At 68.3% G+C, this 8,518-nt stretch carries 10 protein-coding genes and 2 pseudogenes; 8 read left to right on the top strand and 4 right to left on the bottom strand.

The genetic code is table 11. The features are described 5' to 3' along the window. Positions 1–320: pseudogene (locus tag NKF06_RS18540) on the top strand (MBL fold metallo-hydrolase); the annotation flags it as partial. A 26-nt stretch (positions 321–346) separates the two neighbouring features. After that, on the top strand, positions 347–637 hold the full coding sequence (locus tag NKF06_RS18535; RefSeq protein ID WP_004970976.1) for a DNA-directed RNA polymerase subunit L: 291 nt from the start codon (positions 347–349) through the stop codon (positions 635–637). 51 nt (positions 638–688) lie between these two features. On the opposite strand, the gene NKF06_RS18530 is transcribed toward NKF06_RS18535, so the two are convergent. Together NKF06_RS18530 and hisF are read right to left on the bottom strand one after the other, a co-directional pair. Further along, positions 689–1,243, bottom strand: a complete 555-nt coding sequence (locus tag NKF06_RS18530; protein ID WP_058825659.1) for a DUF1684 domain-containing protein — start codon at positions 1,241–1,243, stop codon at positions 689–691. A gap of 135 nt (positions 1,244–1,378) precedes the next feature. Further along, entirely contained in the window at positions 1,379–2,191 is an 813-nt protein-coding gene (gene hisF / locus NKF06_RS18525; protein WP_253246255.1) for an imidazole glycerol phosphate synthase subunit HisF, read from the bottom strand. A gap of 106 nt (positions 2,192–2,297) precedes the next feature. On the opposite strand from hisF, the gene NKF06_RS18520 reads away from it, so the two are divergent. From NKF06_RS18520 to NKF06_RS18505, 4 genes are all read left to right on the top strand, one after another. Then, complete coding sequence (locus NKF06_RS18520; protein WP_253246254.1) at positions 2,298–2,921, top strand: hypothetical protein; 624 nt, start codon at positions 2,298–2,300, stop codon at positions 2,919–2,921. 71 nt (positions 2,922–2,992) lie between these two features. After that, positions 2,993–3,148, top strand: a complete 156-nt coding sequence (locus NKF06_RS18515; RefSeq protein WP_172795724.1) for a hypothetical protein — start codon at positions 2,993–2,995, stop codon at positions 3,146–3,148. A 152-nt stretch (positions 3,149–3,300) separates the two neighbouring features. After that, positions 3,301–3,474, top strand: coding sequence for a hypothetical protein (locus NKF06_RS18510; RefSeq protein ID WP_253246253.1), 174 nt, complete (start codon positions 3,301–3,303; stop codon positions 3,472–3,474). An 85-nt stretch (positions 3,475–3,559) separates the two neighbouring features. Beyond that, the gene (locus tag NKF06_RS18505) at positions 3,560–4,531 is read left to right on the top strand and encodes a zinc-binding dehydrogenase (RefSeq protein WP_253246252.1); all 972 of its coding nucleotides are present in this window, start codon (positions 3,560–3,562) and stop codon (positions 4,529–4,531) included. A 48-nt stretch (positions 4,532–4,579) separates the two neighbouring features. Here NKF06_RS18505 and purL read toward each other — a convergent pair whose 3' ends face one another. After that, positions 4,580–6,688: a phosphoribosylformylglycinamidine synthase subunit PurL gene (gene purL, locus NKF06_RS18500; protein WP_253246251.1), complete on the bottom strand. Its 2,109-nt coding sequence runs from the start codon at positions 6,686–6,688 to the stop codon at positions 4,580–4,582. 96 nt (positions 6,689–6,784) lie between these two features. Continuing rightward, positions 6,785–7,219: a CBS domain-containing protein gene (locus NKF06_RS18495; protein ID WP_058825655.1), complete on the bottom strand. Its 435-nt coding sequence runs from the start codon at positions 7,217–7,219 to the stop codon at positions 6,785–6,787. A gap of 268 nt (positions 7,220–7,487) precedes the next feature. Between NKF06_RS18495 and NKF06_RS18490 the strand changes: the two genes are divergently transcribed. After that, the gene (locus tag NKF06_RS18490) at positions 7,488–8,171 is read left to right on the top strand and encodes a PHP domain-containing protein (protein ID WP_004977563.1); all 684 of its coding nucleotides are present in this window, start codon (positions 7,488–7,490) and stop codon (positions 8,169–8,171) included. After that, positions 8,171–8,518: pseudogene (locus tag NKF06_RS18485) on the top strand (asparagine synthetase B); the annotation flags it as partial. The gene NKF06_RS18490 and the pseudogene NKF06_RS18485, both read left to right, overlap by 1 nt.

The following is an 8,518-nucleotide window of genomic DNA, read 5'->3' as shown; positions in this document are numbered from 1 at the left end:
CCCCGGCCACCGCGACCCCATCGACCGACCCCGCCGGCCGGGCGCGCGTCATCGCCCAACACCACCGCGAGCGCACCGAGCGCGTCGTCTCCGTCCTCGACGAACACGGCCCGGCCGACGCGTGGACCGTGAGCGCCCGCCTGTTCGGCGACCTCGAAGCCATTCACATCCTCCACGGCCCCGGCGAGGCGTTCGCCCATCTGGACCACCTTGTCGCCGAGGGCGTCGTCGCGCCGCCGGACGACGGCGGGCGGTACGAACTCCTCGACGCGGACCCGGACTTCGACGAACTGGTCGCGGTCCCCGAGACGAAACGTTAAAACGCCGCTGGAGGGAACGGAGAGCCATGGAACTGCGGGTCATCGACAAGACCGACGAGGAACTCCGCATCGAAATCGGCGGCGAGGACCACACCTTCATGAACGTCCTGAAGGGCGAACTCCTCCAGACCGACACCGTCACGGCCGCGACCTACGACGTGAACCCCGAGCAGTCCGGCGGACAGACGGACCCCGTCCTCTCTATCAAGACGGAACCCGGCGTCGACCCCCTCGACGCGCTCGCGGAGGCCGCCCGAGGCGTCCAGCGTACCGCCGACGACTTCACCGACGCCTACCGCGCCGGTATCGACGCGTAATCTGCGGGTTCTCTCTCGTTTCCGCTCGGCCGCGAGCGGCGCGTTTCTCGGTTACTCGCCGCCCGGACCGTCGTAGTCCTTTTCGCCGGCCTCGATACGGACGTCGAGCCAGTTCTCCATCGGGACGAGCGGGCACTCGTAGCGCGGCGAGTAGGCGCAAAACGGGTTGTACGCGTCGTTGAAATCGACCACCCACCGGCCGTCGTCGGTCCGGTCCGCGGCTTCGAGGTCGAGGTAGCGACCCGCTCCGTAGGTCTCCTCGGCGTTCGTCTCGTCGCGGAACGGCACCCACAGGCGGTCCTCGTCGGCGTCGGCCCGGTAGGCGTCGAGCGCGTAGGACTCGCCGTCGACCTCGAACTCGAAGCGCCCCCACGCGAGATACTCGCGCTCGCCGTCGGTCGAAGTCCCGATGGTGATGCGCTCGGGGTCGTCGTATTCCCGGAGTTCGAGTTCGAACCGGAGGTCGGGGTCGGGGTCGAAGTAGTCGAGACCGTCGAAGAACTCCCGCTGGTCCGGCGGAATCGGTGAGTTGCGGTCCGCGGCGAGATAGCGGTCTTTCTCTTCGCGGTTCGTTCGGAGGGCGTCGAGCCACGGGTCGTCGGTCATCTCGGGTCGAGATACGGCGCGCCGGCGGGTTAAGATTAGTTCCGACTGCGCGGGGGACGCACGACCGACAGGCGGGACGGGGGGCGAAAAGCGGGACAAAGAGAGGCAGAACAGAACGGCTGTGAAGACGCTGGCTTACAGGCGAACCGGTACGTCGCGCTCGTCGAGGTACTCCTTGACGTCCTGAATCGTGTACTCGTCGAAGTGGAAGATAGAAGCGGCGAGCCCGGCGTCCGCGCCGGCCTCGGTGAAGACCTCGTACATGTCCTCGGGGCCGCCGCAGCCGGAGGAGGCGATGACGGGCGTCGAGACGTTGTCGCAGACGGCCTTCGTCAGCGGGATGTCGTAGCCGTCTTTCGTGCCGTCGGCGTCGATAGAGTTGATGAACAGTTCGCCCGCGCCGCGGGACTCGGCCTCGCGGGCCCACTCGATAACGTCGACGCCGGTGCCCTCGCGGCCGCCCTTGACGGTGCATTCGAACCAGCAGGACTCGCCGTCCACCTCGGCGTAGTGCTCGCCCTCCTCGTCGTAGCGTCGGCGGGCGTCCACCGAGATGACGATGCACTGACTGCCGAAGGAGCGCGCGCCCTCCTCGATGAGGTCGGGGTTCTGGAGCGCCGCGGTGTTGATAGAGACCTTGTCCGCGCCGGCGCGGAGCGTCTCTTTGATGTCGTCGCGGGTGCGGATGCCGCCGCCGACGGTCAGCGGGATGAACACCTCGTCTGCGACCTTCGAGACGGTGTCGAGCATCGTCTCGCGCCCCTCGGCGGAGGCGGTGATGTCGAGGAAGACGAACTCGTCCGCGCCCGCCTCGTTGTACAGTTTGGCCATCTCGACCGGGTCGCCCGTGTACTTCAGGTCCTCGAAGTTGACACCGGTGTAGACGGCCGGGTTCCCGTCCTCGTCGAGGTCGACGTCGATACAGGGGATGATGCGCTTCGTGAGCATTCGCTACTGAATCGTTGGCGAAAGAGCCGTTTCACCGTTTCGACTACGGCAGGGGGGGTTCGGGGGAACCGGGACGTACATCTCCGGACGGAACGACTCGTCTCTCGTGAACCCCCCAACTGTGTTCCACCTCCACTACCACGTCCCCGATATCGCCCACGCCACGTCGGTTCTCTCGTCGCACGGAATCGCCCCCGTCGCGCGTTTCGGAACCGCCGACGGCGAGTCGGTCGCGCTGGCGGCCGACGACGACGCCCCGGACGGCTTCCGCCTGCGGTTGCAGACGAATCGCAGCGGGATGGCCGACGTGACGCTCACGCCCGGCCCGAGGCTTTCGTTCGACCACGTCGGGGTGGTCGTCGCCGACGTGTCGGCGGTCGTCGAGCGGGCGACGGCGCGAGATTGGCCGGTGACCGAGAACGAGCGGCGGACGTTCCTCGTCACCCCGTGGGGATTCCGAATCGAACTCCAATCACCGGGCAGCGACCTCGTCTCGGAACTCGGGTCGGCCGATGACTGCCGCTTCGAGTCGGTGTCGCTCGTCGTCGCCGACGGGATTCGCGAGGCGGTCGATACCGGAATCCGGTCGGTCGTCGGCGAGGTGGCCACCCTCCGAGTTCGGGGCGGCCCGCACGACGACCCGGCGGTTCGTGAGGCGACGCTGGCCGGCCGAGTGTGTGACAGCGCGCACTTCGAGATGGCGTCGCTCGCACCGGCAGACCGCGCGTGAAGACGCGCTCCGCCGAAGAATCACTTTGATACCGGTCCCGCGAGAACGAACGCCCGAGTCAAGTTCCAGCGATGGCCGACCCTACCGAAGTCATCAGCCTGTTGGTTGTCGTCGAGTTCGTGGTGCTGTCCGCAGTCGTGTTGCTTTTGGTCCCGCTGGAAGCGGCCGCACCGATTCTCCCGCTCTGCCTCGTATTTCTGGTCACGCTTCACTTGTATCGGTCGTGAGTCGGTCGGCGCGCAGTCGGTGTGGGTCGTCGGCGCGCGAGTCGTCTCCGCGGGCACGTTGTACCGACGCCGGTGAGTCGATGGTGGCGACACGGAGTGTCCGCGGACGACGGTTAGGTGCGTTTTTGTACCGCGAACCCGTCGCCCCGCGTATGAGCGACGACCACGACCACGGCGGCCACGGACACGACGACCACCACGCGGACGAGGACGCCCGCGTCACTTCCCCGATGCAGGACTTCTCGATGAGTCAGGTCACGACCGGCATCCTCGTTCTCGTCGTCGGCCTCGTCGTCGTGTTCGGTCTCCCGCTGGCGCTGGCGTAAGCGCGCTCGGGACCCCCAGAACCGGCAATTCGTACGAACTTCCGCGTTCTCTTTCCTTTTCAGGCCCCCGCGGCTACGACCCGGCGTGAAATCTATCGTCGTCACCGAGTACGGAAGCTCCGACAGCCTCGAACTGCGCGAGACCGAGACGCCCGAACCGACCCCGGGCGAGGTCCGCATCGCCGTCGAGGCCGCCGGCATCAACTTCGCCGATATCATGCAGCGGCGCGGGACCTACCGTGACGGCCCGGAACCGCCGTACACGCCGGGGATAGAGGCCGCGGGGACCATCGACGCGGTCGGCGAGGGCGTCGACCGCGAGGTCGGCGAGCGCGTCGTCGCCATGACCGGCGGCGGGGCGTACGCCGAGTACGTCACCACGCCGGCCCCGACGCTGTTCGACGTGCCCGAGTCGATGTCGTTCGCCGAGGCCGCCGGCTTCCCCGTCCAGTTCCTCACCGCGTACAACTGCCTCCACGAGTGGGGCGACCTCGCCGACGACGAGCGCGTGCTGATTCAGGCGGCCGCCGGCGGCGTCGGCACCGCGGCGGTCCAACTCGCCTCCCACGCCGGCGTCGAGACGTTCGGCACGGCCAGCACCGAGGAGAAACTTGACCTCGCGGCCGACCTCGGACTCGACCACGGCATCCAGTACACCGAGGAGGACTTCCGCGAGGTCGTCGCCGACGAGACCGACGGCGCGGGCGTCGATCTCGTTCTCGACGGCGTCGGCGGCGAGACGTTCGAGCGCAGTCTCGACGCCCTCGCCGACTTCGGCCGACTCGTCACCTACGGCGCGGCTTCCGGCGACGCGGCCGAAGCGGACCCGACGCGCCTGCTGTTCGAGAACAAGTCCGTCATCGGCTTCCACCTCGGAAGCGCCATGCAGCAGCGCCCCGAGTCGGTCCTCGGCGCGGTGCCCGAACTCTCCGAACTGCTCGCGGCGGGCGAACTCGACGTGGTCGTCGGCGAGGCGTTCGACCTCGAAGACGCCGCGGCGGCCCACGAGTACATCGAAGCCAGAAAGAGCAGCGGGAAAGTCGTCCTCGAACCGTAGCGGGAGCGGCGTGACGCGGGACCGCGTTTTTTCAGTTTAGGTTTCGGTTCAGTCGAGTTCGCGCGCGAGCACGTCGCGCAGCTCGGCGATGTCGCCCGCGCCGTAAGCGGCCTCGTCGCCGTCGACCGCGAGCGAGAGCGTCGCGTCGTCGGTCGTCGTCCCGAGTTCGACCACGGGCACGTCGCCCGCGAGGTCGCGGAGCGCGGCCTCGTCGGTCGTCTCGACGACGACGCGACCGGGCGTCTCCTCGAACAGCGAGACGTAGTCGGCGACGGACACGTCCGCGCCGACCTCCTCGGTGACCATCTCGGCCAGCGCGACCGCGAGGCCGCCGTGGCTCACGTCGTGGACCGCGACCGTGGACTCGTCGGCCGCGACCGTCCGAATCGTCTCGACCGCCGTCGCGGCGTCGGCGTCCTCGGGGAGCGCCGGGAAGGCGTCGGAGCCGCCGGCGTGTTCGAGGACCGCCGAACCGCCGAGCGCCCCGCCGGAGAAGCCGACGAGGAACAGGTCGCCCTCGCCCGAAAGCGAGAGACCGGGCGAGGAGCCGTCGGCCTTACCGACCATCGCCAGCGTCGGCGTCGGCGGAATAGGGCCGGAGACGGAGTCGTTGTACAGGGAGACGTTGCCGCCGACGACCGGGACCGAAAGCGCCCGGCACATGTCGGCGAGGCCGTCGACGATGCCCTTGAAGCCGCCGTACACGTCGGGCTTCTCGGGGTTGCCGCCGTTGAGACAGTCGACGGTCGCGAGGGGCGACGCGCCCTTCGCGGCGAGGTTGGTCGCGTTCTCGAAGGCGACGGCGCGCGCGCCGTCGTAAGGCGCAGCGGTCGTCCAGTTGGGGTCCGCGCCGCCGGTGAACGCGAGTTTCGTGTCCGCTTCGGGCACATCGAGGAGCGCCGCGTCGTCGCCGGGCCGGCGGGCGGTCCGCAGGCCGACCTCGTGGTCGTACTGCCGGTAGACCCAGCGCTTCGACGCCGTGTTGGGGTCGGAGACGACCGCCTCGAACGCCTCGGTGAGGTCGAACGCGGGCAGGTCGCGCTCCGCGGCTTCGGGTTCGACCGAGTCGAGGTCGTTCATCGGCGCGCCCTCGGCGAGGAACTCCGGGGGCACGTCGACGACGGGTTCGCCGTCGAAGGTGCAGACGTAGTTGCCCTCGGCGACCTCGCCGATGACGGCGCTGCCGAGGTCGAAGCGCGCGGCGAGTTCCTGCACGCGCTCGACGTTCTCGGGAGTCACCTCGTAGCACATGCGCTCTTGGGACTCCGAGAGGAGAATCTCGAAGGCGTTCATGTTCGGCTCGCGCTGGTGGACCTTTTCGAGGTCGATTTCCGCGCCGAAGCCTCCTTTGGCGACGAGTTCCGAGGACGCGCCGCCGAGGCCGGCGGCCCCGAGGTCGCGGGCGGACTCGACGAGGTCCTCGTCGATGAGCGCCTCGTTGCACTCGATAAGCAGTTTCTCCGTGTAGGGGTCGCCGACCTGTACCGCGGGCCGGTCTTCGGTTTCGGCGTCTTCTGCGAGGTCCTCGCTGGCGAAGGACGCGCCGCCGAGGCCGTCGCGGCCGGTCGAACTGCCGACGAGGACGAGCTTGTTGCCCGCCTTCTGGGCTTCGGCCGTGACGAGGCGGTCGGCCGACAGGAGGCCGACGCAGGCGACGTTGACGAGGGGGTTGCCCTCGTAGTTCTCGTGGAAGGAGGTCGAACCGGTCACCGTCGGGACGCCGATTGCGTTGCCGTAGTCGGCGATGCCCTCGACGACGCCGTCGAGGAGGTACCGCGAGTGCTCGCGGTCGAAGTCGCCGAAGTAGAGGCAGTCGGCGAGCGCGATGGGGTACGCCCCCATCGAGAGGGTGTCGCGGACGATGCCGCCGACGCCCGTGGCCGCGCCGTCGTAGGGGTCGACGTAGGAGGGGTGGTTGTGGCTCTCGATACCGAGCGTGATGTAGGTGTCGTCGTCCAGAGCGACGACCGCCGCGTCGTCACCGGGGCCGATGACGACTTGGTCGCCCTCCGAGTCGAACGCCGACAGAAGCGGGCGAGACGACCGGTAGGCGCAGTGTTCGCTCCAGAGGTTTTCGAAGAGTATCTCCTCGGCCGGCGTCGGGTCTCGACCGAGCTCGGCGACGACGAGGTCGCGGTCCGCGTCGGAAAGCGTCATTCACTGGTATGGTCAGAACGCACATTGTAAACCCTTTCTATGTGCACGAACGTGCGTAAAATGTGGTTGGAGTCGCCGTCGTCGCCCGCATCCGACTCACGCGGGCGTGTACGGCGGCGACTCGGCGCGGATTATCTCCGTCAGCTCGTGCATCTCGTCTTGGAGCAACACGAGCAGGTCGTCCATCGTGACGATGCCCGTCAGCCTGCCGCCGTCGGTTATCGGCGCGCGCCGGACGCCGTGTTCCCGCATCTGCCGGAACAGGTCGAAGACGCCCACGTCGGCGTCGACGGTGAACGGCTCACCGGTCATCACGTCTTTCGCCGTCATCCCGCTCATGTCACCGCCGGCGGCGACGCACTTGAGCGCGATGTCGCGGTCCGTCACGATACCCCGGATATCGTCGCCGTTCGCGACGACGATGGAGCCGACCTTTCGGTCCTCCATCAGCTTCGCCAGCTCTCGAATCGGCGTGTCTTCCCTCGCTGTCACCAGTTCGTCTCTCGGTCGTGCGATGTCTCGTACGGTCATCTCTCTCACCCCGGTGGAACCACGCGATGTGGGTACGCCACCGTCCGGATAGTTCGTCGCCCGCGATATTATTTCTATATTCTTACATTTCGTCCAGTTTCGGCGGTATGTCGGCGCTCGCGGAGTGTCTGCGGGTGGTGACGGTCTCTCGTATCGGCGTCATTAATGGGAAGGGTGCTCCGACACGCCCCAGCGCCGTGCGTGAGGTACACATACCAATCACACCGGGACCGGGGCGCTTTTTTAGCCTCCATCGTTAGAAGACGGTGTGTTATCGGTCGAGTTGCACTCGCATTCGTCTCTGTCCTACGACGGGCGGGACCCAATCGAGTATCTCCTCGAACAGGCGGTCGCGGTCGGCTTGGACGCCCTCGCCGTGACCGACCACGACGAGATAGACGCCAGCCTCGAAGCCGCGGAACTCGCCGCCGACTACGGACTGGTCGGCATCCCCGGGATGGAAGTCACCTGCGCCGCGGGCCACGTGCTCGCCTTGGGCGTCGAGGAACTGATTCCCGCGGGGCTGTCGTACGACGAGACGCTCGACCGCATCCACGACGCCGGGGGCATCGCCGTCGTCCCGCACCCCTTCCAGAAGTCGCGGCACGGCGTCGCCCCACATATCTCCAGCGCGCAACTCGCCAGCGCCGACGCCATCGAAATATACAACTCGCGGCTCCTCACCGGCATCGCCAACCAGCGCGCCGAGCGGTTCGCCAAGCGGCGGAACCTCCCGATGACCGCCGGAAGCGACGCCCACATCGCGGAGATGGTCGGACAGGCCGTCACCGAGGTCGGGACCGACACCCGAAGCGCCGACGCCATCCTCTCGGCCGTCGCCGAGGGCCGAACGAGCGTCGTCGGCAACAAGACCCCGTGGCGCATCTCGTTCCGGCAGGCCGCGGGCGGCGCGACCCGACGCCTGAAACACGCCCTGACGGACCTGTTCTGATGCGCGGCGCGTCCCCCGACCTCGTCCGGCGCGCCCTCGCCGACCGCGACCCGCTCCCCGGAACCGCGGGCTTCGCGGGCGAACTCGACGGCCGACTCGTCCGCGACGTGCTCGGTCGCCAACCGCTCTTCTCCGAGCGCGCCGACCCCGCGACGTGGTCGTTCGACCACCGCGACCTCGACGACCCGGTCGCCGTCCCCGCCGGACACTCCCGCGAGACGGCCGGTGAAGCCGCCGGCGACGACGAACGCGTCTGGTCACTCCCGGACCCGCCGGTCGCCACCGACCGCGACGCCGCGCTCGAACGCGTCCGCGACGCCGTCTTCGCCTCGGTTCGGTCGGTCGGC

Source organism: Haloferax sp. AB510 (assembly GCF_024136985.1).
Lineage (GTDB): Archaea > Halobacteriota > Halobacteria > Halobacteriales > Haloferacaceae > Haloferax.
Note: the sequence above shows the minus strand (reverse complement) of the source record. Positions and strands in the feature narration are given on the sequence as shown.

What these genes read in the sequence shown, in the direction of transcription:
- NKF06_RS18515 (WP_172795724.1), top strand. Translation starts at nt 2,993, where the DNA reads ATGGCCGACCCTACCGAAGTCATCAGCCTGTTGGTTGTCGTCGAGTTC.
- hisF (WP_253246255.1), bottom strand. Translation starts at nt 2,191, where the DNA reads ATGCTCACGAAGCGCATCATCCCCTGTATCGACGTCGACCTCGACGAG.
- NKF06_RS18530 (WP_058825659.1), bottom strand. Translation starts at nt 1,243, where the DNA reads ATGACCGACGACCCGTGGCTCGACGCCCTCCGAACGAACCGCGAAGAG.
- NKF06_RS18495 (WP_058825655.1), bottom strand. Translation starts at nt 7,219, where the DNA reads ATGACCGTACGAGACATCGCACGACCGAGAGACGAACTGGTGACAGCG.
- NKF06_RS18535 (WP_004970976.1), top strand. Translation starts at nt 347, where the DNA reads ATGGAACTGCGGGTCATCGACAAGACCGACGAGGAACTCCGCATCGAA.
- NKF06_RS18510 (WP_253246253.1), top strand. Translation starts at nt 3,301, where the DNA reads ATGAGCGACGACCACGACCACGGCGGCCACGGACACGACGACCACCAC.
- purL (WP_253246251.1), bottom strand. Translation starts at nt 6,688, where the DNA reads ATGACGCTTTCCGACGCGGACCGCGACCTCGTCGTCGCCGAGCTCGGT.